Source organism: Streptomyces marokkonensis (assembly GCF_008312835.1).
GTDB lineage: Bacteria > Actinomycetota > Actinomycetes > Streptomycetales > Streptomycetaceae > Streptomyces > Streptomyces marokkonensis_A.
In genome coordinates, this window is record NZ_VSKS01000003.1 from 185,749 (window position 1) to 211,621 (window position 25,873).

At 68.7% G+C, this 25,873-nt stretch carries 22 protein-coding genes; 12 read left to right on the top strand and 10 right to left on the bottom strand.

Annotated features, from left to right (window positions below):
* Window positions 1–3 precede the first annotated feature (3 nt).
* Both F1615_RS06480 and F1615_RS06485 read left to right on the top strand, forming a co-directional pair.
* Window positions 4–1,266, top strand: a complete 1,263-nt coding sequence (locus F1615_RS06480; RefSeq protein ID WP_149547912.1) for an MFS transporter — start codon at window positions 4–6, stop codon at window positions 1,264–1,266.
* A gap of 123 nt (window positions 1,267–1,389) precedes the next feature.
* Complete coding sequence (locus tag F1615_RS06485; protein WP_149547913.1) at window positions 1,390–1,890, top strand: LppU/SCO3897 family protein; 501 nt, start codon at window positions 1,390–1,392, stop codon at window positions 1,888–1,890.
* Window positions 1,891–1,986: 96 nt separating this feature from the next.
* Here F1615_RS06485 and F1615_RS06490 read toward each other — a convergent pair whose 3' ends face one another.
* Entirely contained in the window at window positions 1,987–3,453 is a 1,467-nt protein-coding gene (locus F1615_RS06490; protein ID WP_425385626.1) for a CCA tRNA nucleotidyltransferase, read from the bottom strand.
* Window positions 3,454–3,652: 199 nt separating this feature from the next.
* Between F1615_RS06490 and F1615_RS06495 the strand changes: the two genes are divergently transcribed.
* The 7 genes from F1615_RS06495 to trxA all read left to right on the top strand — a co-directional run bounded on the left by F1615_RS06495 (window position 3,653) and on the right by trxA (window position 13,427).
* Complete coding sequence (locus tag F1615_RS06495) at window positions 3,653–6,037, top strand: DUF6049 family protein (RefSeq protein WP_149547914.1); 2,385 nt, start codon at window positions 3,653–3,655, stop codon at window positions 6,035–6,037.
* A 43-nt stretch (window positions 6,038–6,080) separates the two neighbouring features.
* Window positions 6,081–8,405 (top strand): murein biosynthesis integral membrane protein MurJ, encoded by a 2,325-nt coding sequence (gene murJ / locus F1615_RS06500; RefSeq protein WP_149547915.1) that lies wholly within the window; start codon window positions 6,081–6,083, stop codon window positions 8,403–8,405.
* Window positions 8,406–8,546: 141 nt separating this feature from the next.
* Window positions 8,547–10,235 carry a protein kinase family protein gene (locus F1615_RS06505; RefSeq protein WP_149547916.1) on the top strand — a complete coding sequence of 563 codons (1,689 nt, stop codon included), beginning with the start codon at window positions 8,547–8,549 and terminating at the stop codon, window positions 10,233–10,235.
* Window positions 10,236–10,263: 28 nt separating this feature from the next.
* Window positions 10,264–10,989: an RNA polymerase sigma factor SigM gene (gene sigM / locus F1615_RS06510; protein ID WP_149547917.1), complete on the top strand. Its 726-nt coding sequence runs from the start codon at window positions 10,264–10,266 to the stop codon at window positions 10,987–10,989.
* Complete coding sequence (locus tag F1615_RS06515; RefSeq protein ID WP_149547918.1) at window positions 10,986–11,894, top strand: anti-sigma factor family protein; 909 nt, start codon at window positions 10,986–10,988, stop codon at window positions 11,892–11,894. The genes sigM and F1615_RS06515 overlap by 4 nt, the downstream gene beginning before the upstream one ends.
* 190 nt (window positions 11,895–12,084) lie before the next feature.
* Window positions 12,085–13,053 carry a thioredoxin-disulfide reductase gene (trxB, locus tag F1615_RS06520; RefSeq protein WP_149547919.1) on the top strand — a complete coding sequence of 323 codons (969 nt, stop codon included), beginning with the start codon at window positions 12,085–12,087 and terminating at the stop codon, window positions 13,051–13,053.
* A 41-nt stretch (window positions 13,054–13,094) separates the two neighbouring features.
* Window positions 13,095–13,427: a thioredoxin gene (gene trxA, locus F1615_RS06525; protein ID WP_037936319.1), complete on the top strand. Its 333-nt coding sequence runs from the start codon at window positions 13,095–13,097 to the stop codon at window positions 13,425–13,427.
* A 111-nt stretch (window positions 13,428–13,538) separates the two neighbouring features.
* Here the strand turns inward: trxA and F1615_RS06530 are convergent, their stop codons facing one another.
* The 9 genes from F1615_RS06530 to rpmH form a co-directional block, all read right to left on the bottom strand.
* Window positions 13,539–14,156 (bottom strand): GNAT family N-acetyltransferase, encoded by a 618-nt coding sequence (locus tag F1615_RS06530; protein WP_149547920.1) that lies wholly within the window; start codon window positions 14,154–14,156, stop codon window positions 13,539–13,541.
* A 312-nt stretch (window positions 14,157–14,468) separates the two neighbouring features.
* Window positions 14,469–15,569, bottom strand: a complete 1,101-nt coding sequence (locus F1615_RS06535) for a ParB/RepB/Spo0J family partition protein (protein WP_149547921.1) — start codon at window positions 15,567–15,569, stop codon at window positions 14,469–14,471.
* Window positions 15,566–16,642 (bottom strand): ParA family protein, encoded by a 1,077-nt coding sequence (locus F1615_RS06540; protein ID WP_149548224.1) that lies wholly within the window; start codon window positions 16,640–16,642, stop codon window positions 15,566–15,568. Before F1615_RS06540 ends, F1615_RS06535 begins: the two co-directional genes overlap by 4 nt.
* 345 nt (window positions 16,643–16,987) lie before the next feature.
* Window positions 16,988–17,707 (bottom strand): 16S rRNA (guanine(527)-N(7))-methyltransferase RsmG, encoded by a 720-nt coding sequence (rsmG, locus tag F1615_RS06545; RefSeq protein ID WP_149547922.1) that lies wholly within the window; start codon window positions 17,705–17,707, stop codon window positions 16,988–16,990.
* A 118-nt stretch (window positions 17,708–17,825) separates the two neighbouring features.
* Window positions 17,826–18,338, bottom strand: a complete 513-nt coding sequence (locus F1615_RS06550; RefSeq protein WP_149547923.1) for a protein jag — start codon at window positions 18,336–18,338, stop codon at window positions 17,826–17,828.
* A 15-nt stretch (window positions 18,339–18,353) separates the two neighbouring features.
* Window positions 18,354–19,625, bottom strand: a complete 1,272-nt coding sequence (yidC, locus tag F1615_RS06555; RefSeq protein WP_149547924.1) for a membrane protein insertase YidC — start codon at window positions 19,623–19,625, stop codon at window positions 18,354–18,356.
* A 3-nt stretch (window positions 19,626–19,628) separates the two neighbouring features.
* Window positions 19,629–20,003, bottom strand: a complete 375-nt coding sequence (gene yidD / locus F1615_RS06560) for a membrane protein insertion efficiency factor YidD (protein ID WP_149547925.1) — start codon at window positions 20,001–20,003, stop codon at window positions 19,629–19,631.
* The gene (gene rnpA, locus F1615_RS06565; RefSeq protein WP_149547926.1) at window positions 20,000–20,371 is read right to left on the bottom strand and encodes a ribonuclease P protein component; all 372 of its coding nucleotides are present in this window, start codon (window positions 20,369–20,371) and stop codon (window positions 20,000–20,002) included. The genes yidD and rnpA overlap by 4 nt, the downstream gene beginning before the upstream one ends.
* 21 nt (window positions 20,372–20,392) lie before the next feature.
* Window positions 20,393–20,530 carry a 50S ribosomal protein L34 gene (gene rpmH, locus F1615_RS06570; RefSeq protein ID WP_003956500.1) on the bottom strand — a complete coding sequence of 46 codons (138 nt, stop codon included), beginning with the start codon at window positions 20,528–20,530 and terminating at the stop codon, window positions 20,393–20,395.
* Between the two features lie 375 nt (window positions 20,531–20,905).
* Between rpmH and dnaA the strand changes: the two genes are divergently transcribed.
* The 3 genes from dnaA (at window position 20,906) to gnd (ending at window position 25,859) form a co-directional block, all read left to right on the top strand.
* Entirely contained in the window at window positions 20,906–22,855 is a 1,950-nt protein-coding gene (gene dnaA, locus F1615_RS06580; protein ID WP_149547927.1) for a chromosomal replication initiator protein DnaA, read from the top strand.
* Window positions 22,856–23,711: 856 nt separating this feature from the next.
* Window positions 23,712–24,842, top strand: a complete 1,131-nt coding sequence (gene dnaN / locus F1615_RS06590) for a DNA polymerase III subunit beta (protein ID WP_081236176.1) — start codon at window positions 23,712–23,714, stop codon at window positions 24,840–24,842.
* Between the two features lie 141 nt (window positions 24,843–24,983).
* Complete coding sequence (gnd, locus tag F1615_RS06595) at window positions 24,984–25,859, top strand: phosphogluconate dehydrogenase (NAD(+)-dependent, decarboxylating) (RefSeq protein ID WP_149547928.1); 876 nt, start codon at window positions 24,984–24,986, stop codon at window positions 25,857–25,859.
* Window positions 25,860–25,873 lie beyond the last annotated feature (14 nt).

The following is a 25,873-nucleotide window of genomic DNA, read 5'->3' on the forward strand; positions in this document are numbered from 1 at the left end:
CCCATGGCCGTCGTCCGTGACCTGCGCGTTCTGCTGCGCTTCCAGGGCTTCAGACGCCTGCTCGCCGTCCGGCTGCTCTCCCAGGGCGCCGACGGCGTCTTCCAGGTCGCGCTCGCCTCGTACGTGGTCTTCTCGCCGGAGAGGCAGACATCGGCCGCGGCGGTCGCCTCCGCGATGGCGGTCCTGCTCCTCCCGTATTCCGTGGTGGGACCCTTCGCCGGGGTCCTGCTGGACCGCTGGCGCCGCCGCCAGGTCTTTCTGTACGGCAACCTGCTGCGCGCCCTGATGGCGTCGGTGACCGCCCTCCTCATCATCGGCCGGGTGCCCGACTGGCTCCTCTTCGTCTCCGCTCTGTGCGTCACCGGAGTCAACCGCTTCGTCCTCGCGGGACTGTCCGCCGCGCTGCCGCGCGTGGTGGACAGCGAGCGGCTGGTCATCGCCAACTCCCTGTCACCGACCGCCGGCACACTCGCCGCGACCGCCGGTGGCGGCCTGGCCTTCGTCGTCCGCCTGCTCGTCGCCGACTCCGACGCGGCGGTGGTGCTCGTGGGCGCCGCGCTGTACCTGGGCGCGGCCGTGGCATCACTGCGCATGGCGAAGGAACTGCTCGGCCCCGACCGGGCGCTGGTACGTCCCCGGCTGACCACGGCGCTCACCGGCACCGTGCGCGACCTGAGGGCGGGGGTACGTCACCTCGCCGAACCCCCGCGCAGAGAGGCGGCCTGGGCACTGACGGCCATGTCGCTGATGCGGTTCTGCTACGGCGCCGTGCTCGTTCTGCTGCTGATGCTGTGCCGGTACGCGTTGACCTCGACCACGGACGAGGGACTCGCCCTGCTGGGGCTGGCGTTGGGTGCCTCGGGCGCCGGCTTCTTCGCCGCGGCCGTCATGACTCCCTGGGCCGCCGGGCGGCTCGGGCCCGGTCGCTGGATCGTGGTGTGCGCCGCGTCGGCCGCGGTGCTGGTACCCGCGTGCGGCCTGCCGTTCGCCACCGGCCCGCTCCTCGCCGGGGCGTTCGTCCTGGGGCTGACCACCCAGGGTGCCAAGATCGCCACGGACACCATCGTCCAGTCCGCCGTCGAGGACGGCTTCCGCGGCCGGATCTTCTCTCTGTACGACGTCCTGTTCAACGTGGCCTTCGTCGGCGCCGCCGCAGTGGCCGCCCTGATGCTTCCACCCGACGGCCGATCGGTCCCGCTGGTGGTAACAATCGCCGTTATCTACGGAGCAGTAGCTATGGCTATGGCCCGTTTTGCACATCAGTAAGTGTCACATCAACGCCACAGAGCCTTTTAGGGCTACAGAGTTGTCAGTGCGGGCCGGTAGCTTACGTGCGTCTTATCAGCGCATCGTTCGCGCCACGCACTCATGTTCTAGGGGGACTCCCAAGTGACCACTCCGCCGCCCCAGGGCAACCCGTTCGCACAGGGTCAGCAGCAGCCCTACGGCCAGCCCCAGGGCCAGGCCCCCTACCCGCCCCAGGGCGGCTTTCCGCAGCAGGCCGGTCAGCCGGGCTTCCCCCCGCCGGGCGCCCCGGTTCCGCCCCAGCAGGGCCGCAAGATCAGCTTCAAGATGATCAAGAACATCGTCATCGTTCTGATCGTCGCGGGTGTGGCCATCGGCGGCTACATCGCCAGCCGGGACGACGCCGACACCGCAGCGGTCGGGGACTGCATGCACCGGGGCAGCACGGACGACAACAGCCCGGACCTCGAGGTCGTCGACTGCGGTGACGCGAAGGCGCAGTACACGGTGCTCGCCAAGATCGAAGGCAACTTCTCCGGTCTCACGGCCCAGACCAAGTGCGAGACGGCGGCCAAGGACTTCGAGTACGTGTACACGGAGACCAACGGCAGCAAGAGCTTCCTTCTCTGCTTGAAGGACAAGTAAGAGAGACGGCGAAAGGGCGGTGTTTCACGTGAAACACCGCCCTTCACCATGTCGACGGGGTCATGTTTCACGTGAAACATGACCCCGTTCGCGCTCTCAGTCCTGCTGCGCGGCCCACCACTCCTTGAGTGCGGCTACCGCCGCGTCGTGCTCCATCGGGCCGTTCTCCAGGCGGAGCTCCAGCATGTGCTTGTAGGCCTGGCCGACGGCCGGGCCCGGCTTGACGCCGAGGATCTCCATGATCTGGTTGCCGTCGAGGTCCGGACGGATGGCGTCCAGCTCCTCCTGCTCCTGCAGCTGGGCGATCCGCTCTTCCAGGCCGTCATACGCACGGGAGAGTGCGGCGGCCTTGCGCCGGTTGCGGGTGGTGCAGTCCGAGCGGGTCAGCTTGTGCAGCCGGCTGAGGAGCGGTCCGGCGTCGCGGACGTAGCGACGGACGGCGGAGTCCGTCCATTCTCCCGTGCCGTAGCCGTGGAAGCGCAGATGAAGCTCGACGAGACGAGAAACGTCCTTCACCAGCTCGTTGGAGTACTTCAGCGCCGTCAGGCGCTTCTTCGTCATCTTGGCCCCGACCACTTCGTGGTGGTGGAACGAGACACGACCGTCCTTTTCGAACCTGCGCGTCCGGGGCTTACCGATGTCGTGCAGCAGGGCTGCCAGCCGAAGGGTCAGGTCGGGGCCGTCCTCCTCCAGAGCCATCGCTTGTTCGAGAACGATCAGCGTGTGCTCGTAGACGTCCTTGTGCCGGTGGTGCTCGTCCCTTTCCAGGTGAAGGGCCGGCAGCTCGGGCAGCACGTACTCGGCGATCCCGGTGTCCACGAGCAGTGACAACCCCTTGCGGGGGTGCGCGGACACGATCAGTTTGTTCAGCTCGTCCCGCGCCCGCTCGGCGGACACGATCTCGATGCGCCCGGCCATCTCCTTCATCGCGGTGACGACCTCGGGTGCCACCTCGAAGTCGAGCTGAGCGGCGAACCGGGCGGCCCGCATCATCCGCAGCGGGTCGTCCGAGAAGGACTCCTCGGGTGTGCCCGGGGTGCGCAGCACACGCGACGCGAGGTCGCCGAGACCGCCGTGCGGATCGATGAACCGCTTCTCCGGCAGGGCGACGGCCATCGCGTTCACGGTGAAATCACGGCGGACGAGGTCCTCCCCGATCGAGTCGCCGTACGACACCTCCGGCTTGCGCGAGGTGCGGTCGTAGGCCTCCGACCGATAGGTGGTCACCTCGATCTGAAAGCTCCGGTCGGTGTCTCCGACACGCGCGTTCTTCTGCGCACCGACCGTGCCGAAGGCGATCCCGACCTCCCAGACGGCGTCCGCCCACGGGCGCACGATCTTCAGTACGTCCTGGGGACGTGCGTCGGTGGTGAAGTCCAGGTCGTTGCCGAGACGGCCGAGCAGCGCGTCGCGCACCGAGCCGCCGACCAGGGCGAGTGAGAACCCGGCCTCCTGGAAGCGGCGGGCGAGGTCGTCGGCGACAGGGGCGACCCGGAGCAGTTCACTCACGGCGCGGTCCTGCACCTGGCTCAGGGCACTGGATTCTTCGTTGGCGTTCGGCACAACAGAAGAGGGTACGTGGCCCGAACGGCCGGAAGCTCCTCCATTATGTGCGCGCGGACACCCCCGTCGATACACGGACAAGGCCCGCCTCCCACGATCTTGTGGACCGGTCCGCGGCACTTCCCCTCAGCGCGCATCGTTACCATGCCTGGACGCACATTCCGACGACCACTGACGACGACGAGGGACGGGCGAGCGCGTGGCCGAGGCGGCAGACTTCCAGGGGACGAGTCCCTCACCTGCCCGCCGCTGGCTGCGGCGTACCGGAGCCCTGCTCGCCGGAGCCCCCCTGCTGGCCGGGCTCCTCCAGTTGCCGGCCGCGCCCCCCGCGGACGCCGCCACACCGGACGCCTCGCAGGCCCCCTCCGGGGCGGGCTCGGTCTCCGTGTCGGTCGACTCCCTGAGCCCCGGCGCGCCGACCGACGGCGACACCGTGACCGTGTCAGGAACGGTGACCAACAGGGGCAGACAGACCGTCACCGACGCCCATGTCGGCCTACGTGTCGGCCCCCTGCTGAACACGCGCTCGGGCATCGACTCCGTCGCCCGGAACAGCGACGACGTCCTGAGCGTCATCGGCCCGGAGATCGACGACAAGTACTCCGACAAGTTCTCCAAGCTCACTCCGGGCGTCTCGCAGCCCTTCACCCTCTCGGTGCCGGTGGACGAGCTGGACCTGGGGCAGGACGGCGTCTATCAGCTGGCCGTCTCTCTCGCCGGGGAGACCGCCGCCCAGCCGTGGGAGCAGACGCTCGGTGTCCAGCGGACGTTCCTCCCGTGGCAGCCCGAGGAAGCCGGCACAAGGACGAGGACGACGTTCATGTGGCCTCTGATCTCCACCGTCCACATGACGGCGGAGACGGGCTCGGACGAGCAGCAGACGCCGGTTTTCCACGACGACGACCTCGCCAGGGAGATCTCCCCGGGCGGCCGGCTGGACCGGATGGTGGCGCTGGGCAAGGACCTCGACGTCACCTGGGTGATCGATCCGGACCTGCTGGCGTCCGTCGAGGCGATGACCGACCGTTACGAGGTGCCCGGTGAGGGAGACGACACCGTCGTCGGCGGCCACCAGGAGGTCGCCAAGCGATGGCTCACCGAGGTCCAGGAGGCGGTGGCGGAGAAGGAGGTCGTCGCGCTGCCGTTCGGCGACCCCGACCTGGCCTCGCTCGCTCACAACGGCACGTCCGTCACCGGGTCCCTGAGCCACCTCAAGGAAGCCACCGACGTCGCCTCCAGCACCGTGGGGTCGATCCTCCACGTGAAGCCCACCACGGACTTCGCCTGGCCGGTCGACGGCGCCGTCGATCCCTCCGTCGTCAGGGTCGCCACCTCTGCCGGAGCCGACAAGGTGATCGCCCGCAGCGACACCTTCGAGGACACCGGCCTGACGTACACGACCACCGCGCCCCGCCCCATCGGGGGTGGCACCACGGCGGTCGTCGCGGACGCGCGGCTGTCCACGGCCTTCCAGGGCGACATGACCAAGGCTTCCACGTCGACCCTCGCGGTGCAGCGGTTCCTGGCCCAGAGCCTGACCCTCGGCCTGCAGACGGACCGGCAGCGCAGCGTCGTCGTCGCGCCGCAGCGCACACCGTCGGCGAGCCAGGCCCAGACGATGGCGGAGGCCTTCGAGATCCTGCAGGACGGCACCTGGTCCGAGCCCCAGACCCTCACGGCGGCGGCCAAGGCCAAACCCGACCCCGCCGCCACCACCAAGGTCCCCGCGGCCTCCTCGTACCCCTCCTCGCTGCGCAAGCAGGAGCTCCCGAAGACGACGTTCGAGCAGATCGCCAGGACGCAGGCCAAGCTCGACAAATTCAAGGTGGTCCTCTCCGACCAGTCCCGGGTGGTGACACCGTTCGGGCGCGCCCAGAACCGGGGCATGTCCGTGTCGTGGCGGGGCCGGCAGGCCGAGTCGGCGATCTACCGGAGCGGTGTCGAGTCCTACCTGGACGGGCTCATCGGCCAGGTGAGACTGATCGACAAGTCGGAGACCAAGCTCTCCGGCCGGAGTGCCACGATTCCCGTGACGGTCCAGAACAACCTGGTGCAGGGCGTCGAGCACCTGGTGCTGCGGCTCACCTCCACCAACCCGACCCGTCTGGAGATCGACGGGGACGCCTACGAGGAGCAGCCCGTCGCCGTCTCCGGCGGCCACAGCCAGTCGGTGAAGTTCACCACGTCCGCCAACGCCAACGGTCGGGCGACGGTGATCGCCCAGCTGTACACGCAGGACGGCCAGAAGTACGGCGACCCCGTCACGTTCGACGTGAAGGTCACCGAGATCACCGCCACGGTGATGCTGGTCATCGGCGGTGGCGTGCTGCTGCTCGTCCTCGCCGGCTTCCGGATGTACACCCAGCGCAAGCGTGCCGCGGCCCGCGAGGCCGACGAGCAGGAGCACGAGGCGGGCGAGGACGCCGACAGCCCGCAGAACCCCGAAGCCCCCGGGGCGCGTCCCACCCGGGAGTCCGCAACGGGATCCCGGAAGGACGGCCCGGAGCAGCCGAGTGACCCGGCACCGGACACCGCACCGGAAAGCGCCGACCCGTCCGGCGCGGGTGAGAGAGTGGACCGTTGAGGATGTCGTGGCCGTGGGCCCGGGACGATGAGGTGGGGTAACCATGAACGCGCCGTACGACGGTGACCGCGGCCATGCCGCGGGCAACTCGGGCTACCCCGAGTCGGACCCCCACGAGGGTCCGCCGCCCGGGCACGACCAGGTGCCGCAGCCGCCCGCGGACATGTACGTCCAGGACGCCTACGACCAGGACCCCTACCGGGCGCAGGACATCGCCGCCCAGGATCCCGTCGCGGAGGCGCTGTACGACCGCGCCGCGCACCCGCCGCCCCCGCCTGGCGCCCACCCCCCTCAGGAGCCGCTGTACGGGCCGCCGCCCCAGTCGCCGTACGCGCCCGACCCACGGGTGTGGGCCCGGACCCCCGCCCCGGAACCGGACGGCCCTACGCAGTACCTGCCGTACGGCGACGATCCGCGCACGACACAGTTCGTGGGCGTGGACGACCTGGTCGGCCAGGCCGGGGAGCAGCGCCACGAACCGGATGCCTTCGCCCATCTCTTCCGCGACCAGCAGCAGAGCGGTGCCTTCCCGGACCAGCAGCAGGGCGGTGGGTACCCTCCGCAGCACGGCGGTGGACACCCCGGCCACCCGCCGGTGAGCGGCCATCAGCCGTACGCGTCCGCACCGGTGCCCGGCCCCGCGTCCCCGACGCCCGGCCACTACGCGGGCGCCACCCCGCCTCCCGCCGCCGAGGCACCGGTCCCGGAATCCGCGCCTGCCCCCGCGCCGAAGAAGGGCGGCCGCGCCGGGGGACTGCTGAAGTCGAGCGCCGTGATGGCGGCGGGCACGATGGTGTCCCGCCTCACGGGCTTCATCCGCTCCGCGATGATCGTCTCGGCGCTCGGCCTCGCTCTGCTGGGCGAGTCCTTCCAGATCGCCTACCAGCTGCCGACGATGATCTACATCCTGACCGTCGGCGGTGGCCTCAACTCCGTCTTCGTGCCCCAGCTCGTGCGGGCGATGAAGGACGACGAGGACGGGGGTGAGGCCTACGCCAACCGGCTGCTGACACTGGTGATGGTGGCCCTGGCCGCGCTCACCGCTCTCGCGTGGCTTGCCGCACCCCTCCTGGTGCGCGCCCTCTCGGTCCCGGTCGCCAACGACCCCGCGGCCAATGACGTCGCTGTCACCTTCACCCGCTTCTTCCTGCCCTCGATCTTCTTCATGGGCATTCACGTGGTGATGGGTCAGATCCTCAATGCCCGTGGCCGGTTCGGCGCGATGATGTGGACCCCGGTCCTGAACAACATCGTCATCATCGTCACCCTCGGTACGTTCATCTGGGTCTACGGCACCGCGGCAGACTCGCAGATGAAGGTCACGAACATCCCGCCGGAGGGCCTGCGGCTGCTCGGCGTCGGCGTTCTGCTGGGGCTCGTCGTCCAGGCCCTGGCGATGATTCCGTACCTGCGCGAGACCGGATTCCGTATCCGCCTGCGCTTCGACTGGAAGGGTCACGGGCTCGGCAAGGCGGCCATGCTCGCCAAGTGGACCATCTTGTTCGTCCTCGCCAACCAGGCGGGCGCGCTGGTGGTCACCCAGCTGGCCACCGCGTCGGTCAAGGACACGAACATCGCAGGCACGGGCTTCAGTGCCTACTCCAACGCCCAGCTGATCTGGGGCCTGCCCCAGGCCATCATCACCGTCTCCCTGATGGCCGCTCTCCTGCCCCGCATCTCCCGTTCGGCAGCCGACGACGACGCCGGTGCCGTCCGTGACGACATCTCCCAGGGCCTGCGCACCACGGCCGTGGCCATCGTGCCGATCGCCTTCGGCTTCGTCTCGCTCGGCATCCCGATGTGCACGCTGATGTTCGGCTCCTCGGGCACCGGCGCGGCCACCAACATGGGCTACATGCTGATGGCCTTCGGCCTCGGCCTGATCCCCTACTCCGTGCAGTACGTCGTCCTGCGGGCCTTCTACGCGTACGAGGACACCCGAACCCCCTTCTACAACACGGTCATCGTGGCCGCGGGCAACGCGATCGCCTCGGGCGTCTGCTACGTCGTGCTTCCGGCCCGCTGGGCCGTGGTGGGCATGTCCGCCTCCTACGGCCTGGCCTACGTGATCGGTGTCGGCGTCGCGTGGCGCAGGCTGCGCAAGCGGCTGGGCGGGGACCTGGACGGCGCCCGGGTGCTGCGGACCTACGCCCGGTTGTGCATCGCATCCGTTCCGGCCGCCGTGCTCAGTGGCGCGGCCTGCTACGGGATCAGTCAGGCACTGGGCCAGGGGGTCATGGGCTCGCTCGCCGCACTGCTGGGTGGCGGCGCCGTTCTGCTCGGAATCTTCTACGTGGCGGCCCGGCGGATGCGGATCGACGAAGTCAACTCACTGGTCGGTATGGTGCGCGGACGCCTGGGACGCTGAGACAGGGGGTAGGCGCACAACCATCACCCGCCCCAGTGTGTCGTGCATAGCGGCGGACTGTGGGCACAATTGGTCTCGGCGTCGAACGGCGCGCGACGGACGCCGGCCGACGCGCATGGGATGGGGAGGCAGGGAACGACGGTGGCGGAACGGAGCACAGCTGCCGTCGACGTGGCAGACAACAGCGGCGAGCAGCCGCTGACCGCACAGGCGGACCAGTCCACGGCCGACGGGGTGGCCAAGAACCGGGAGCGGGACACGGACAACGACGAGGCACAGGAGAGCACCGGGGCCGACGGTTCCGGGAAGACCTCGCCGCCCGAACTGCACAGCGGCCACAAACTCGCCAAACGCTACCGCCTCGAGGAGTGCGTCACCCGTCTGGACGGATTCAGCAGTTGGCGTGCCGTGGACGAGAAGCTCCGCCGCGCCGTCGGCGTACACATCCTTCCCGCCGATCACTCGCGTGCCCGGTCCGTGCTGGCCGCGGCTCGCTCCTCCGCCCTGCTGGGCGACCCGCGCTTCGTCCAGGTGCTGGACGCCGTCGAGGAGAACGACGTCGTCTACGTCGTGCACGAGTGGCTTCCCGACGCCACCGAGCTGACCACGCTCCTGGCGGCCGGACCTCTGGAGGTGTACGACGCCTACCAGATGGTCAGTCAGATCGCCTCCGCCATGGCCGCGGCACACCGTGAGGGCCTGGCCCACCTGCGTCTGAATCCCAACGCCGTCCTGCGCACCTCGACCGGCCAGTGGCGCGTCCGCGGTCTCGCCGTGAACGCGGCGCTGCGCGGCGCCAGCTCCGACACCCCGCAGCGCACCGACACCGAGTCCATCGGCGCCCTGCTGTACGCGGCCCTCACCCAGCGCTGGCCGTACGAGAGCGACGCCTACGGCATGTCGGGTCTGCCCAAGGACATCGGGCTGATCCCGCCCGACCAGGTGCGAGCCGGGGTGCACCGTGGTCTGTCCGAGCTGGCCATGCGCGCGCTCGCCAACGACGGAGCCACCGCCTCCCGCCACGAGTCGCCTTGCACCACACCGGAGGAACTGGTGAAGGCGATCGGCGAGATGCCCCGCATCCGCCCACCGGAGCCGGCGTTCACGACTCCGCCCGAGTACCAGCGCACTACGTACCAGCAGGGCACCTACGGTCGGCCGGCGCCCCGTCCCGGTGTCACCCCGCCGGCGGCGGTTCCGCCTCCGCCGCTGCAGAGCCGCACGGGCAAGGCGCTGAAGTGGGCCGTGTCGGCACTGCTGATCGCCGCGCTGGGTCTGGGCAGTTGGCAGCTCGCGGACGCCCTCATGGAACAGGGCGGCAAGGCCGACGACACGAACAAGACCCAGACGACCGACGGCGACGACAAGAGCCCCAAGAGACCTGTCAGCAAGCCGATAGGGATCCAGAGTGCGAAGGACTTCGACCCGTTCGGCAGCGACGGCTCGGAGAAGCCGGGTGACGTGGGCAAGGTCTACGACAGCACGCCCGGCTCGTACTGGCAGACGGACTACTACCTGAGCACGGACTTCGGCCGGTTGAAGCCCGGCGTCGGTGTGATCCTCGACCTCGGCAAGGTCCAGCAGGTGGGGAAGGTCACCGTCTCCTTCGTGGGGGACACGTCGGTCGAGCTGCGTGCAGCATCCGGGGAGACGCAGCCTGCATCCTTCGACGGTTACTCCAAGGTCGCCGAAGGGTCCGGTTCGACCGTGACCCTCAAGCCCCAGAAATCGGTCGAGTCCCGGTACCTTCTGGTGTGGCTGACCGAACTGCCGCAGACCAGTGACGGCAATTTCCGTGGCCGAGTCGTGGACGTCAAAGTGAGCAGCTAGGCCTTCTGCGACAAGGGGAGGACGGTCGATGGCGGACGGCGCTGCATGCGCAGAGGCGAGTGACCAGGAACTGCTCACTCGCCATGTCGAGGGCGATCCCGACGCCTTCGGTGAGCTCGTACGCCGTCATCGGGACCGGCTCTGGGCCGTGGCCCTCCGCACGCTGGGCGACCGCGAGGAAGCCGCTGACGCCGTGCAGGACGCTCTGGTTTCCGCCTACCGGGCCGCCCACACCTTCCGAGGCCAGTCGGCCGTCACGACGTGGCTGCACCGGATCACGGTGAACGCCTGTCTGGACCGTGCACGCAAGGCTGCCTCCCGGAAGACCGCGCCGGTCGACGACCCGCAGCGCCTGGAGCAGCTCCTGGAACCGCACGAGTCCGCCTCGGCGCCCGCGGAGCGCAATGATCTGCACCGCCAGCTCATCGAAGCGATGGGCACCCTTCCGCCCGATCAGCGGGCCGCCCTCGTCCTCGTGGACATGCAGGGCTATCCGGTCGCCGAAGCCGCCCGCATCCTCGATGTGCCCACCGGCACGGTGAAAAGCCGCTGCGCTCGCGGCAGAGCCAGACTCCTGCCCTTGCTCGCTCATCTACGGCCGAACGGTGCCGGTGAGGGAAAGCAGAGGGGCGAGGCACGGAACCGGACCCCGGGGACATCCGTCCCACCCGCAGCGGGTCCCCTGCGAGCGGACCCGCCGGACGCAGGATCGAATGACCCGGCTGCAGCGAAGGGCGGAGGTGGGCGAGCGTGACGTCGACGAAAGACATGGCGGAGCACCCGGACGTCGCGGAGATCTCCGACCTCATCGAGGGACTCCTCCCCTCGGCCCGGAGCGCTGACGTACGCCGGCATCTGGACGAATGCGAGTTCTGCGCGGACATCCGCGCCTCACTCGAGGAGATCCGGGACCTGCTCGGCACGGCACCGGGACCGACCCGTATGCCCGCCGAGGTAGCCGGCCGTATCGACGCGGCGCTGGCTGCGGAGGCCCTGCTGGGAGCCACCACGCCGGAGCCCGAGGCTGACCGGGACCCCACACCTCCGGCAGCGTCCGATGCCGGAGGCGCACATGTTTCACGTGAAACATCGATGCCCTCGGACCGCCCGGCCGGACGCCCTCGCTCCTCGACGGCAGGCCCCGGCCGCAAGAACCGCCTGCCGGGCGGACGCCGACGGGTCGCCGTCCTGGGGGCCGTGTTCACCGTCGCCGTCCTGGGGATCGGGTCCGTAGTGCTGTCGTCCTGGAACAACGACACGGGACCCGACGACGGGCACCCGGCGGCCGCCGCCGACACCTTCTCGGAGAGGAACCTGGAGAAGCAGGTCACCGATCTCCTGGCGCAGAGCAACGGGGAGGTCAAGGGCTCGAGGTCCCCGCACACCTTCGGACTGGAATCGGAGTCCGGCGCCGCGAACCCGAGGGTCCTCAAGGCGCCCTCCGTGCCGGAGTGCATCCGGGAAGGCATCGGCCGCAACGATGCCGCCCTCGCCACCGAGCAAGGCACCTATCAGGGGGAGGAGGCACTCCTCGTCGTGCTTCCCGACACGTCGGACGACACCCGCGTGACCGCGTACGTCGTCGAGGCGACATGCGTGAGCAACCCGTCCTCGTCCGCCACGGCAGAGGTTCTGCTGAAGCACTCGTACTCCCGCTGACGATCGGTGCTTGGTCCTCCGCCCATGTGGTAACCCGTACGCGCGGTCCTTCATCGCGACAAGGGGCCATATCCGTATGCCCGGGCACGGCGGGAATGCACGCCCCTTAGGATCCGTTGGGTGGGGTGAGAGGTCCGAAAGAAGCTTTCCCCCGGTCGAACGACGCAGACCAGAGACGAGGAATCAAGCCGTGAGCGACGTCCGTAACGTGATCATCATCGGCTCGGGGCCCGCCGGCTACACGGCGGCGCTCTACACCGCCCGTGCGTCGCTGAAGCCCCTGGTGTTCGAGGGCGCTGTCACCGCCGGCGGTGCGCTGATGAACACCACCGAGGTGGAGAACTTCCCCGGTTTCCAGGACGGCATCATGGGCCCCGAGCTCATGGACAACATGCGCGCCCAGGCGGAGCGCTTCGGTGCCGAGCTCCTCCCGGACGACGTGGTCTCCGTCGACCTGAACGGTGAGATCAAGACCGTCACGGACACCGCCGGTACGGTGCACAAGGCGAAGGCGGTCATCGTCACCACCGGCTCGCAGCACCGGAAGCTCGGCCTGCCGAACGAGGACGCCCTCTCCGGACGCGGTGTCTCGTGGTGCGCGACGTGTGACGGCTTCTTCTTCAAGGACCAGGACATCGCCGTGATCGGCGGTGGCGACACCGCGATGGAGGAGGCCACCTTCCTCTCCCGCTTCGCCAAGTCCGTGACGATCGTCCACCGCCGCGACACCCTGCGTGCCTCCAAGGCGATGCAGGAGCGCGCCTTCGCCGACCCGAAGATCTCGTTCGTCTGGGACAGCGAGGTCGCCGAGGTCCAGGGCGACCAGAAACTCTCGGGTCTGAAACTGCGCAACGTCAAGACCGGCGAGCTCTCCGACCTGGCGGTGACGGGCCTGTTCATCGCGATCGGCCACGACCCGCGCACCGAGCTCTTCAAGGGCCAGCTCGAGCTGGACGAGGAGGGCTACCTGAAGGTCGACGCACCCTCGACCCGCACGAACGTCACCGGTGTATTCGCCGCCGGCGACGTGGTCGACCACACCTACCGCCAGGCGATCACGGCGGCCGGTACGGGCTGTTCCGCCGCCCTCGACGCCGAGCGCTTCCTTGCCGCTCTCGCGGACGGGGAGAAGCCCGAGCCCGAGAAGACCGCCGTCTGACCCCCATCCGCCCCACGCACCAACCAGTTAAGGAGCCCGCCGTGGCCGGCACCCTGAAGAATGTGACCGACGATTCCTTCGAGCAGGACGTCCTCAAGAGCGACAAGCCCGTCCTGGTGGACTTCTGGGCCGCCTGGTGCGGTCCGTGCCGTCAGATCGCTCCGTCCCTCGAGGCCATCGCCTCGGAGTACGGGGACAAGATCGAGGTCGTCAAGCTGAACATCGACGAGAACCCGGGTACGGCCGCCAAGTACGGCGTCATGTCCATCCCGACCCTGAACGTCTACCAGGGTGGTGAAGTCGCCAAGACCATCGTCGGTGCGAAGCCGAAGGCCGCGATCGTTCGCGACCTCGAGGACTTCATCGCCGACTGACGATGGCGACTGACCGCCTCTCCGGCGGTGCATGTTTCACGTGAAACACGAAGGGGCCGGCCCACATGGGCCGGCCCCTTCGCATGAGGTGCGTGCAGTGCCTGCGACGCGTCAGAGAGGGCGCAGCGCCGGCTCCTTCTGCACGGCTCCGAGGAGCCGGTCCAGGGCCATCTCCACGTCTTCCTTCCAGGACAGCGTCGTCCGCAGTTCCAGTCTCAGCCGGGGGTACGCGGCGTGCTGGCGGACGGTCTTGAATCCCACGGCCAGGAGATGGTCGGCGGGCAAGACGCAGGCGGGCTCCTTCCAGCGCGCGTCACCGAAGGCCTCGATTGCCTTGAAGCCCCGGCGCAGCAGGTCCTTCGCCACCGTCTGCACCATCACCCGACCCAGCCCCTGCCCCTGATACCCGGGCACGATGAACGCCGTCATCAGCTGCACCGCGTCGGGTGACACGGGGCTCGTCGGGAACGCCGTGGAACGGGGCACATAGGCGGGCGGAGCGTAGAGGACGAAGCCCACAGGGACGTCATCGACGTAGACGACCCTTCCGCAAGATCCCCAGTCCAGGAGGACAGCCGAGATCCACGACTCCTTCTCGAGTGCTGAGGTGCCCGCCTTTACCGCTGCCTCGCCACTGACGGGGTCGCGCTCCCAGAAGACACACGAGCGGCAGCGCTGGGGGAGATCCTGAAGGTTGTCCAGCGTGAGCGGTACGAGCCGACGGCCCATGAAGGCTGTTCCTCGCTTCCTTCGCCCGCTGCCTCGCGGGCGGCTGCCAGGGCGCTCCGTTCCTTGAGCAGGCTGCCGATGAAGCCGCTGACGGCGCCCACCCCCAGTCCCGCGCTCACCACCAGTCCAGTGCGGCTCGTCATTCGCATGGCCCCTGCCTTGCTCTCAGAGGTACTGCCGGGAGGATGCGCCATATCCGAGCGCATCGTATCCATGAAGCGATTCGATCGATACCGCCGAAAAGCAAAGGGCGGACCGTGTTCCGGTACTCACCGGACACGATCCGCCCTGTTCGGCTGAGCCGGCGACGGCTCAGGACTCGTCCTCCGCGGAGTCGCCGTCCACCAGGCTCTTCTGCAGAACGGGGCCCTCTCCCGGAGCGAGCGTGCCGAGGATGCGCTCCAGGTCCTCCATGGAGGCGAACTCGACGGTGATCTTGCCCTTCTTCTGCCCCAGATCGACCTTCACCCGGGTCTCGAAGCGATCCGAGAGACGCGTCGCCAGATCAGACAGCGCCGGAGACACGAGAGCACCGGCGCGCGGGCCCTTGGAACGCTGGGCCTTCTGGGGCCGTGAGCCCATCAGGGTCACGATCTCCTCGACGGCCCGTACGGAAAGGCCCTCGGCCACGATCCGGTGGGCCAGTCGGTCCTGTTCCTCGGAGTCTTCGACGGACAGCAGCGCGCGGGCGTGTCCGGCGGACAGCACACCGGCGGCGACCCGGCGCTGAACGGTCGGCGACAGCTTCAGCAGTCGCAGGGTGTTGGACACCTGCGGCCGGGACCGGCCGATGCGGTCCGCCAACTGATCGTGCGTGCAGTTGAAGTCCTTCAGCAACTGGTCGTAGGCGGCGGCCTCTTCCAGAGGGTTCAGCTGGGCGCGGTGCAGGTTCTCCAGCAACGCGTCCAGGAGGAGCTTCTCGTCGTCCGTGGCCCGTACGATCGCCGGGATGGCCTTGAGACCCGCCTCGTGGCAGGCCCTCCACCGGCGCTCACCCATGATGAGTTCGTACCGTCCGGGTCCCACCTGCCGAACCACGACGGGCTGGAGGAGACCGACCTCCTTGATGGAGGTGATGAGCTCGGACAGCGCATCCTCGTCGAAGACCTCACGCGGCTGCCGGGGGTTCGGCGTGATGGCGTCGAGGGGGATCTCGGCAAAGTGAGCGCCCATCGGCGGCCCGGGCACGGCCGCAGCGCCCATGGCCGAAGGCTCCTCCGTTTCACGTGAAACGGACGGCAGCGTGGCCACCTTCGCGGCGGCCACCCCCCGCTCGTTCGGCAGCAGGGGGACCGCCGCAGGGGAGGTGGAAGCAGTGCCTCCCACGGCCGTCGGCGGCACCGTCTTCTCTGTCGGGGCAGCAGGGATCAGTGCACCGAGACCACGGCCCAGCCCCCTCCGTCGATCACTCACTGGACGCCCTCCACCATGTTCGGATCATTCTGCTGTGCGCCGATGTGCGCCTGCGATGCGTCATAACTGACGCCGACGCCTCTCAGCGCAATCTCTCGTGCCGCCTCGAAGTAGGAGAGGGCACCGCTCGATCCTGGATCGTAGGTCAGTACCGTCTGCCCGTAACTCGGCGCCTCCGAGATACGGACCGAGCGGGGAATGCTCGTCCGCAGGACCTCGTCGCCGAAGTGGGTGCGCACCTCGTCCGCGACCTGCGACGCGAGCCGCGTCCGGCCGTCGTACATGGTGAGCAGGATCGTCGATACATGCAGGGCGGGGTTGAGGTGCCCCCGCACCAGGTCGACGTTGCGCAGCAACTGACCCAGACCCTCCAGCGCGTAGTACTCGCACTGGATCGGGATCAGAACCTCCTGGCCGGCCACCAGGGCGTTGACCGTGAGCAGGCCGAGCGAGGGCGGGCAGTCGATGAGGATGTAGTCCAGCGGCTGCTCATAGACCTGGATGGCCCGCTGCAGACGGCTCTCCCGCGCCACCAGTGACACCAGCTCGATCTCCGCACCGGCGAGATCGATGGTGGCGGGTGCGCAGAAGAGACCCTCGACATCGGGGACCGGCTGGACGACCTCCGCGAGCGGCTTGCTGTCCACCAGTACGTCGTAGATGGAGGGCACCTCGGCGTGATGGTCGATACCCAGGGCTGTCGACGCATTGCCCTGGGGGTCGAGGTCGATCACCAGGACACGGGCACCGTGCAGAGCGAGCGATGCGGCAAGGTTGACGGTGGTGGTCGTCTTGCCGACGCCGCCCTTCTGGTTGGCGACCACGATGACGCGGGTCTGCTCGGGCCGCGGCAGGCCCTCACCGGCGCGGCCCAGAGCCTCAACCGCCAGTTGGGCAGCACGACCGATGGGAGTGTCGTCCATCGGAGGCGGTGTTTCACGTGAAACATCCACCCCCGTCGATTCGGTACGGGGACCGGGGACCGGATCGGTCATCGGTCCCGCGATGTTGGCGTCGGACCGCAAGGATTCACTCTCCTCGACTTCAGGCTCGCAATGAACAGAGCCTCCCATGCCTTCGGGGTCGTGAACCAGTGAGGCCTGACGTTCTGTGGAGAAATCCACCTCTGTGGACAACTCCATACCCCTCGAGGAGGCCGGTGTCTCGTCGGGAACAGGTGTCTCGCCGAGCGAACCGAGAGGTTTCCGTTCACGGGGTTCGGCCGCAGCGCGGCCCCGACTGATGATGCCGTGCAGCAGTGAGCGACGTTTCACGTGAAACACGATGCACAGCAGCCGAGGCGGCACTGCCGCGACACTCCGGCATGCACAGGTTTGGCAGCTTGTGTGGAGTACGTCCGGCCCTGAGCGCATGCCAATCTTCCATCGAACTGCGCGGTGCCGGACCTGAAGCGGCCGCTATCCGCGGCGGCGTCGGGCCCGCCCCGTGCGAGCCGCCTTGGCACGCTTCGCGGCGAACCTCACACCCCCAGGACTCTCCCCGACCTCAACGCGCACCACTGTGGACATCGGGTCCACGACACCCTCACCCACATGCACGATCGAGGTCGCCACGGCACCGAGCTTGCTCAGCGCCGTGGACGCGCTCTTCAGCTCTTCCTCCGCGGTGTCACCCTTGAGGGCGAGCATCTCTCCGTACGGCCGCAGCAGAGGGATGCCCCAGGTGGCAAGGCGGTCGAGCGGAGCCACGGCACGGGCGGTCACCACGTGCACGGGGTTCAGCTTCCCCATGACCTCCTCGGCACGACCACGCACGACCGTCACATGGTCCAGGCCGAGCAGCTCCACGACCTCGGTCAGGAAGTTGGTGCGCCGGAGCAACGGTTCCAACAGAGTGATCTTGAGATCCTCACGGACCAGTGCCAGGGGAATGCCCGGCAGACCGGCACCCGAGCCGACGTCGCACACCGTCACCCCCTCGGGGACGACCTCCGAGAGCACCGCACAGTTCAGCAGATGCCGCTCCCACAGGCGGGGCACCTCACGCGGACCGATCAAGCCGCGCTGCACGCCTGCCTCGGCGAGCAGTTCCGCGTACCGGACCGCGTCCGCGAAGCGATCACCGAACACGTCGCGTGCCTGCTCGGGCGCAGGGGGAAGCTCCGCTGCCTCCGTCACGGTGGACCGTCCTTCCGTACCGTGCCGGACAGGGCGCCGACACCAGAACCAGAACTATCAGGCTGACAAAGTTCGGCCCCGTCTGCGCTACAGACGGGGCCGGTGAACGTGGAACCGATCAGGCGGGAAGCACGACAACGAAGCGCTGCGGCTCCTCGCCCTCGGACTCGCTGCGCAGGCCGGCTGCCTTGACCGCGTCGTGCACGACCTTGCGCTCGAACGGCGTCATCGGGTCGAGCCTCACGGGGCTGCCGCTGCTCTTGGCCTCGGCCGCGGCCTTGGCGCCGATCTCGGACAGCTCGGTCCGCTTCCTGGCCCGGAAACCGGCGATGTCGAGCATGAGGCGGCTGCGGTCCCCGGTCTCCCGGTGCACGGCCAGCCGCGTGAGCTCCTGGAGCGCCTCCAGCACCTCGCCGTCGCGGCCCACCAGCTTCTGCAGGTCACGGCTGCCCGTGTCGCTGATGATCGAGACAGAGGCGCGGTCGGCCTCGACGTCCATGTCGATGTCGCCGTCGAGGTCGGCGATGTCGAGCAGACCCTCCAGGTAGTCCGCCGCGATCTCGCCCTCCTGCTCCAGGTGGGTCAGGGTGTCTGCGCCCTCGGCAGCGGCGGCGGTGGTGCCTTCCGTCACGGGATGGACTCCTTCTTACTTCTTGGACGGGGACTTGGGCCGCTGCGGACCCTTGCGCTGTCCGGACTGGGCCTTGCTGCGGGTACTGCCGGCGGGCTTGGCGTTGCCCTTCTTGGCAGCGGGGGCCGGCTCGGCGTCCTGAGGCTCGTCGGACTTGGTCAGCGAGGTGGGCTCGCCCGCCGCCTTGGCCGTGCCGGACTGGCGCTGGGACTTGCTCTGCCGCTTGGGCTGCTGGCGCTTGGGGGCGGCCCCGGTGGTGGCCGGCGTGCCGTCCTCGGCCTGGGCCGCGGCCGTGCTCTCGCTCTTGATCACCGCGCCGTCGGTCTGCGCGGCGAGACCCGCCTTGTTCAGACCGTTGATGAACTTGCGCTCGTACTCGTTGCGGTCACGGCCCTTTGCGACGATGGCCTTGACGATGGCGCGCTCACGGCGGTTGCGGGTCTTGCCGTGCCGGGTGACGTGCTTGGACAGGCGCTCGAGGTAGGCGGCCTGAGCCTTGGAGCCCGGCGTCGGGTTGTTGTGGATGACGTACATCTGCTGGCCCATGGTCCACACGTTGGTGGTCAGCCAGTAGACGAGGACACCGACCGGGAAGTTGATGCCGAAGACGGCGAAGATGACGGGGAAGACGTACATCAGCATCTTCTGCTGCTGCATGAACGGCGTCTTCACCGAGGTGTCGACGTTCTTCGTCATCAGCTGGCGCTGCGTGTAGAACTGCGACAGCGACATCAGGACGATCATGATCGCCGTGACGACACGGACGTCGAGCAGCGAGGAGTTGAGAGCCTCGACCTTCTCCGAGCTGTCCGTGAACTTCGCGGCGAGCGGGGCGCCGAAGATGTGGGCCTTCTGCGCGCTCTCCAGCAGGCGCTCGTTGATCACGCCGACGGTGTCGTTCGACGCGATGCTGTTGAGCACGTGGTAAAGGGCGAAGAAGAACGGCGACTGGGCCAGGATGGGAAGACACGAGGAGAGCGGGTTGGTGCCCGTCTCCTTGTAGAGCTTCATCATCTCTTCGGACTGGCGCTGCCGGTCGTTCTTGTAGCGCTCCTGGATCTTCTTCATCTCCGGCTGGAGCGTCTGCATCGCGCGTGTCGCCTTGATCTGCTTCACGAAGAGCGGGATCAGGCAGATACGGATCAGGATCACCAGGGACACGATGGACAGGCCCCAGGCCCATCCCGTGTCAGGGCCGAAGATGGCGCCGTACACGCTGTGGAACTGGACGATGACCCAGGAGACAGGTGTCGTGATGAAGCTGAAGAGGCTGGCAATCGTGTCCACTAATCATGCTCCTTGGGCATGGGACGAGGTCTCTGCGGCCGGGCTCGAAGGACTCGTCGCACTTGTGGGAGAAGTCGGTCCCTCGGTGGCCGGTTCGGCGGCGGAGGTCCCGCCCTTGCGCGCACGCCAGGCGTTGCGCAGCATCTCGTGCCACCGCGGTCGCTTGCGCGGCGGGACATGGTCCACACCGCCCAGCGACCACGGATTGCACCGCAGGATGCGCCAGGCCGTGAGTGCTGTTCCCTTGACGGCACCGTGCCGGTCGATGGCCGTGTAGCCGTAGTGGGAACACGACGGGTAGTACTTGCATACCGGCCCCAGCAGGGGACTGATCGTCCACTGGTAGAGCTTGATCAGAGCCAGCAGCGGGTACTTCATCGCGCGCCCCCTCCCAGCAGCCGCTGCAGGGCGGCATCCAGGTCTCGGGCCAGCTGTGCATGGTCGGCGTCGCCCGCACCGGGCAGCGCTCGTACGACTACCAGGCTACCGGGGGGCAGCCGGTCGACTCGCTCGCGCATCAGATGGCGAAGCCTGCGCTTCACCTTGTTGCGCACCACCGCACCGCCCACGGCCTTGCTCACGACGAAACCCGCACGCGACGGGGGAGCGCTCTCCCCAGGCGCATGCGGGTCCGTTGCACCGCTACGAAGGTGGACGACGAGATGCTGGCGCCCGGCCCGGCGCCCTCGTCGTACCGCGGTCGCGAAGTCCTCGCGCCGCCTCAGCCGGTTCTCGGTGGGCAGCACGATGTCATGACCTGACCGGGATCAGGCGGACAGACGGGCGCGACCCTTGCTACGGCGGGACGCGAGAATCGCGCGGCCGGCACGGGTGCGCATACGCAGCCGGAAGCCGTGGGTCTTGGCGCGGCGACGGTTGTTCGGCTGGAAGGTGCGCTTGCTCACTCGGGGGCTCCAGAAGAAATCGGTGTTTGCGGGGTGCCGTCCTGGCTGTCACCGTGCGCCCACGAGTAGCTCGCGTTACGCCCCAGTGCACCGCTGACCGATCACCTTGCGCGATCTGTGCCCATCGGAGGCAGGCGGCAGCAGCCATCGACAACTCGACCTGGTTACGGTACGCGCGGCTGCGCCATTCGGTCAAACCAACGGTCACCGGGAGACACTTGTCCACAGCCTGGGGACAACAACTTGAACCGTACCGGCCGCGCTGACTACCGTGGCTGGACTCCGATTCGTTCCCTTGACCCTCCACCACCCCATTTACATCCCGACCCGTCCTTCGCATCACACGATCGAGGGACCTGTGAGAGAGCGTGCCCTGTGGCTGACGTACCTGCCGATCTTGCCGCAGTGTGGCCACGCGTACTCGAGCAACTACTCGGTGAGGGCCGCGGACAGGGGGTCGAGGGCAAGGACGAGCACTGGATCCGGCGCTGCCAGCCGCTGGCGCTGGTCGCCGACACCGCGCTGCTCGCCGTACCGAACGAGTTCGCGAAGGGTGTGCTCGAGGGCCGCCTGGCCCCGGTGGTGAGCGAGAGCCTGAGCCGCGAGTGCGGCCGCCCCATCCGGATCGCGATCACCGTCGACGAAACAGCCGGTGAGCCCCCCGCCCCGCCGGCGCCCCGGCCGCAGCCGCGCTACGAGGAGCCGGAGCTCCCCTCCGTCCGGCAGGACCGCACCGAGCGCTCCCCGGAGCACCGGGAGCGGCCGGACCGGCAGGAGCGCGAGTCGTACGAGGGGTACGACGCATACGGCCGCCGCCGGGGCGACCAGCAGCGGGGCCCGTCCGGCGACCAGCTGCCCACCGCCCGCCCCGCCTACCCCTCGGAGTACCAGCGCCCGGAGCCCGGCTCCTGGCCGCGGCCGTCGCAGGAGGACTACGGCTGGCAGCAGCAGCGCCTCGGCTTCCCGGAGCGGGATCCGTACGCCTCGCCGTCGCAGGACGCCTACGGATCACAGGACGCGTACGGCTCACAGGACGGTTACGGCGGTTCGCCCTCGCAGGACTACCGCCCGCAGCCGATGGAGCGGCCCTCCTACGACCAGCAGCGCTCCGACTACGACGCGTCGCGCGGCGACTACGACCAGCGCGACGCCCGGCGCCGCGAGCTGCCCGACCCGTCCTCCGGTTCGGGGCACGTCCACCGCGGCGGCCCCGTGGGCCCGAACCTGCCCACCACCGGGGCGCCCGGCCCGCTCGCGGCGCAGCCGGCGCCGGCGACCGGTCCCGGTGAGCCGACCGCGCGGCTGAACCCGAAGTACCTGTTCGACACGTTCGTCATCGGCGCGTCCAACCGCTTCGCGCACGCGGCCGCGGTCGCCGTCGCGGAGGCGCCGGCGAAGGCCTACAACCCCCTCTTCATCTACGGGGAATCGGGGCTGGGCAAGACGCACCTGCTGCACGCGATCGGGCACTACGCGCGGAGCCTCTATCCGGGCACGCGCGTGCGGTACGTGAGCTCCGAGGAGTTCACCAACGAGTTCATCAACTCCATCCGCGACGGCAAGGGCGACAGCTTCCGCAAGCGCTACCGCGAGATGGACATCCTGCTCGTCGACGACATCCAGTTCCTGGCGGACAAGGAGTCGACGCAGGAGGAGTTCTTCCACACCTTCAACACGCTCCACAACGCCAACAAGCAGATCGTGCTGTCCAGCGACCGGCCGCCCAAACAGCTGGTCACCCTGGAGGACCGGCTGCGGAACCGTTTCGAGTGGGGGCTGATCACGGACGTCCAGCCGCCGGAACTCGAGACACGCATCGCGATCCTGCGCAAGAAGGCGGTGCAGGAACAGCTCAACGCCCCGCCGGAGGTACTGGAGTTCATCGCCTCCCGGATCTCGCGGAACATCCGTGAGCTGGAGGGCGCGCTGATCCGGGTCACGGCGTTCGCCTCGCTCAACCGGCAGCCGGTGGACCTGGGGCTGACGGAGGTCGTGCTGAAGGACCTGATGCCCGGGGGCGACGACTCCGCCCCGGAGATCACGTCGACGGCCATCATGGGCGCGACCGCCGACTACTTCGGGCTCACGGTCGAGGACCTGTGCGGCACCTCGCGCGGTCGCGCGCTGGTGACCGCCCGGCAGATCGCCATGTACCTGTGCCGGGAGCTGACGGACCTGTCGCTGCCGAAGATCGGCGCGCTGTTCGGCGGGCGCGATCACACGACGGTGATGCACGCCGACCGGAAGATCCGCAATCTGATGGCCGAGCGGCGCTCCATCTACAACCAGGTCACGGAGCTCACCAACCGCATCAAGGCCGGCTGACGGCCCCGCACAACGGACGAGGGCGCCTCCGGAGGGATCCGGAGGCGCCCTTCTTCGTACCCCGGGCGTTCCTCGCTGTTCGATTCGCAGCCGGGTTACGGTCTCCCTCCACAGATTCGGCGACTTTTTCCCGTCCACATGCTGGGGACCGGGAAGTTGTCCCGATCTTGTCCACAGCACGGGCTGGTGAGAAGCCGTCCATCCAGGTCAGACGCCTGTGGATTCGTGGACGAACGATCTCCACAGGCTGTGGACAGAGCGGCGGTCCACAGCCTGTGCACGGAGTTGTCCACGGGCAACCCACAGGCCGGCGCCGGTTGTCCCCAACGATCACCCGCTTCTCCACATGGCTGTCCACTGTTCGGCAACACGACGCGCTCTGTCACCGGGGCGAGTGAAAGGCGTCACATCAAGCTGCCGCAGGGGGCTGTGGGAAAGACCCGCGAAGCTGGGGACGGAGCTGGGGAGAACCGACCCCTGCCTGTGCACGGTGTGTGCAGAACTTTCTGTTCTCCACAGATACGCCTGGTTGTCCACCGGCTCCGCCCACAGGGCACGTGGACAAAATTGCCGCGCTGAGCTGGGCAAACAAGGTTATCCACGGTATCCACAGGCCCTACTACTACTCCCGACTAGAGAGAGCGAGGAATCCGTTTCGAAGGGGGTCCTGTGCACAACTCGCTGTCCGGGCCCCGGCTGCCACTCGTCGCGACTTGACCCCGAGGGGCACCTACTGTCAGTGCGGTGCGTCAGACTGGTCCCCGGTGTCCTTCCCCTCACAGGGGCCGACGACACCGAGTCAGACGACGAAGCCAGGCAGGGCGAGAAGCGCCGGCAACAGCAGGAGGCGGCAACAGTGAAGATCCGGGTGGAACGCGACGTACTCGCGGAGGCAGTGGCCTGGGCGGCGCGCAGCCTCCCGGCCCGTCCGCCGGCCCCTGTCCTCGCCGGCCTGCTGCTCAAGGCCGAGGACGGCCAGCTGAGCCTGTCCAGCTTCGACTACGAGGTCTCCGCGCGGGTGTCGGTGGAGGCGGAGGTCGAGGAGGAGGGCACGGTCCTGGTCTCCGGCCGGCTGCTCGCCGACATCTCCCGCGCCCTCCCCAACCGGCCGGTGGAGATTTCCACAGACGGTGTACGGGCGACGGTGGTCTGCGGCTCCTCGCGGTTCACGCTCCACACACTGCCTGTGGAGGAGTACCCGGCCCTGCCGCAGATGCCGAACGCCACGGGCACGGTCCCCGGAGAGGTGTTCGCCTCCGCCGTGCAGCAGGTCGCCATCGCGGCCGGCCGTGACGACACGCTGCCCGTCCTCACGGGTGTGCGCATCGAGATCGAGGGCGACACCGTCACGCTCGCCTCCACCGACCGCTACCGCTTCGCGGTCCGCGAGTTCCTGTGGAAGCCGGAGAACCCGGACGCCTCCGCGGTCGCCCTGGTGCCCGCCAAGACGCTCCTGGACACCGCCAAGGCGCTGACGAGCGGTGACCAGGTCATCCTGGCGCTGTCCGGCTCCGGTGCGGGTGAGGGCCTGATCGGCTTCGAGGGCGCCGGCCGTCGTACCACCACGCGGCTGCTGGAGGGCGACCTGCCGAAGTACCGCACGCTGTTCCCGACCGAGTTCAACAGCGTCGCCGTGATCGAGACCGCTCCCTTCGTGGAGGCCGTCAAGCGCGTGGCCCTGGTCGCCGAGCGCAACACCCCGGTGCGGCTGAGCTTCGAGCAGGGCGTGCTCATCCTGGAGGCCGGTTCCAGCGACGACGCACAGGCTGTGGAAAGGGTCGACGCCCAGCTGGAGGGCGACGACATCTCGATCGCCTTCAACCCGACGTTCCTGCTGGACGGCCTGAGCGCCATCGACTCCCCGGTGGCCCAGCTGTCGTTCACCACGTCCACCAAGCCCGCGCTGCTCAGCGGCCGCCCGGCGGTGGACGCCGAGGCGGACGAGGCCTACAAGTACCTGATCATGCCCGTGCGGCTCAGCGGCTGAGGGCCCGCGTCCGAAAGCCGCAGGTGAGGGCGTGCGCATGAGCGCGTATGCCCACAGATGTGCGCGAGCGTCCGGGTTTAGGCTCGGACGCCGGTACGTAAGTGCCGTCACGCCACGTCGCATACCTAAGGAACACAACTGATGGAGCTCGGTCTCGTCGGCCTCGGCAAGATGGGCGGCAACATGCGCGAGCGGATTCGCCGCGCCGGCCACACCGTCTACGGATACGACCGCAACCCGGACCTCGCCGATGTCCACAGCCTGCGGGAGCTTGTGGGCAAGCTCAGCGGGCCGCGTGTGGTGTGGGTGATGGTCCCGGCCGGTGAGGCGACCCAGTCCACGATCGACGAGCTCGCCGGGCTGCTCGAGCCGGGTGATGTCGTGGTGGACGGCGGCAACTCCCGCTGGACGGACGACGAGAAGCACGCCGGGGAGCTGGCGGCCAAGGGCATCGGCTTCGTCGACTGCGGTGTCTCCGGCGGCGTCTGGGGCCTGGAGAACGGCTACGCGCTGATGTACGGCGGCGACGCGGAGGACGTCGCCAAGGTGCAGCCGATATTCGACGCCCTCAAGCCGGAGGGCGACTTCGGCTCGGTGCACGCCGGCAAGGTCGGCGCGGGGCACTTCGCGAAGATGGTCCACAACGGCATCGAGTACGCCATGATGCAGGCCTACGCCGAGGGCTGGGAGCTGCTCGAGAAGGTCGACTCGGTGACCGACGTCCGGGAGGTGTTCCGCTCCTGGCAGGAGGGCACCGTCATCCGCTCCTGGCTGCTGGACCTCGCGGTCGACGCCCTCGACGAGGACGAGCACCTGGACGGGCTCCGGGGTTATGCGCAGGACTCCGGTGAGGGACGCTGGACTGTGGAGGCCGCGATCGACCACGCGGTCCCGCTGCCGGCGATCACGGCATCGCTGTTCGCGCGGTTCGCCTCCCGTCAGGAGGACTCGCCGCAGATGAAGATGATCGCGGCGCTGCGGAACCAGTTCGGCGGCCACGCGGTCGAGAAGAAGTAGTCCACAGGGCCCGC